2 protein-coding genes and 1 pseudogene are annotated in these 1,137 nt (G+C 43.8%); all 3 read right to left on the bottom strand.

What is annotated here, in order from left to right:
* Nucleotides 1-208: pseudogene (locus WH95_RS21935) on the bottom strand (golvesin C-terminal-like domain-containing protein); the annotation flags it as partial.
* Nucleotides 209-256: 48 nt separating this feature from the next.
* The gene (locus tag WH95_RS20070) at nt 257-535 is read right to left on the bottom strand and encodes a hypothetical protein (protein ID WP_046510233.1); all 279 of its coding nucleotides are present in this window, start codon (nt 533-535) and stop codon (nt 257-259) included.
* A gap of 90 nt (nt 536-625) precedes the next feature.
* On the bottom strand, nt 626-1,137 hold a 512-nt coding region (locus WH95_RS20065), incomplete at its 5' end, for an RHS repeat domain-containing protein (RefSeq protein WP_046510232.1).

The following is a 1,137-nucleotide window of genomic DNA, read 5'->3' as shown; positions in this document are numbered from 1 at the left end:
TCTCTTGCGCATCATTCTGCACAAAACGCGCAGCAACAGCCGTTTTACCTGTGTCTGCATTCCGCAGTTCTATGCGATGGTTTTGCCCCGGCACAAAATCATAAGAGCCAAGGCTCTTCCAACGCCCGCCTTCTTTTTGCTGATTGTGCACAACAACACTGCTTCCGCGCGCATGGTGGATCGTATATTCTGCCTCTTTGGCATAACTGCCACCGACTGCCCAACGGGTATTTCATTTTAAAGGTTCGATGACCTTTCAAAAACCTTCTGGCAGAATAAATTCTTCGGCAGTTATTTTTATTTCATCTCCTGTCTGCATCTCTATTGTCATTATTGAGTTACCCTTTTGATCTTTATTGCTAATATTTGCCTCATTTATAAAAACACTTGGTCCCCATTCCCTAAAACGAGGCACAAGTAACTCTACAACGCCAGAAGCTTTCAATTCTACGACCTCTTTATATTCAACAACTTCAATAATTACTATTCCTTGCTTCCAATCAAAAAATATCGTGAGTAATCTCCAGTCATGCATCTAATCTGTCCTATCGAGTATTAAGCGGTAAATGAGCTTCAGGTGTTTTAGGGTGAACTGGATTTCCATTTATATCGACCCTATTTCCATTTACATCATTAACATGGGAATGAGGAGACCACCATCTTTGGGCTTTGGGTGAACCAATATTCGTTGCTCTCCTGTTACAGGATCAACATAGGTCCACTTGCCATTCTTAGGATCTTCCCCTTTTGGAATTAAGCCCAAATCTTTAGCGATTTCATCTATTTCTTCAGGGGTCTTTCCTGCAATATCTGAAGGGCCTATTCCAGGAGAGGAAGCGTTCCCCCCTTTTTCGTCACCCTCCCCCGTCTCTCCATCACCACCCTCTACACTAGGAAAAGTATTAGGTATTATTGGAGGATTATTATACAGAATGATGCCACATACAGTAGTTATCACAGCCCCAACAGCACACCCACCCCAACCAACACCAGGAATTGTACATAGAGGAGCAAGTGGAGCTAATATAGGGTTTAATCCTTTAGGATCAACATACCTCTTAGGACTTCCATTAGCATAGTGGTAGGGGTTATTGCCCCCTGCCAGCCCGATGGGGTCGACCTGTGTGTATCGGCCTG

Origin of the sequence: Kiloniella litopenaei, assembly GCF_000982415.1 — a bacterium.
Lineage (GTDB): Bacteria > Pseudomonadota > Alphaproteobacteria > Kiloniellales > Kiloniellaceae > Kiloniella > Kiloniella litopenaei.
This window is presented reverse-complemented; position numbering and strand designations above follow the sequence as displayed.